Origin of the sequence: Pseudoalteromonas sp. MER144-MNA-CIBAN-0113 (assembly GCF_040308965.1) — a bacterium.
Taxonomy (GTDB): Bacteria; Pseudomonadota; Gammaproteobacteria; order Enterobacterales; family Alteromonadaceae; genus Pseudoalteromonas; species Pseudoalteromonas tetraodonis.
Genome location: NZ_JBEOOG010000560.1, coordinates 1 through 241, shown reverse-complemented (window position 1 = coordinate 241; position 241 = coordinate 1). Strand labels below are relative to the sequence as shown.

The following is a 241-nucleotide window of genomic DNA, read 5'->3' as shown; positions in this document are numbered from 1 at the left end:
CCATACGAGTAATAGCGCCAGAAGCAGTATTTGTATGCAACGTAGACATTACCAAGTGACCGGTTAATGATGCTTGCACACCAATTTGAGCGGTTTCTAGGTCACGTATTTCACCTACCATCACTACATCGGGATCTTGACGTAAAATAGCCCGCAAGCCACGCGCAAAGGTCATACCTACTTTAGTATTTACTTGCGTTTGGCCAATGCCCGGTATTTCGTATTCAATGGGGTCTTCAAC

At 45.2% G+C, this 241-nt stretch carries 1 protein-coding gene; it reads right to left on the bottom strand.

Going from position 1 to position 241, the window contains the following annotated elements; genetic code table 11:
* The coding region (locus tag AAEY57_RS20940) for a GspE/PulE family protein (RefSeq protein WP_350608775.1) at positions 1-241 on the bottom strand (241 nt) is incomplete at both ends.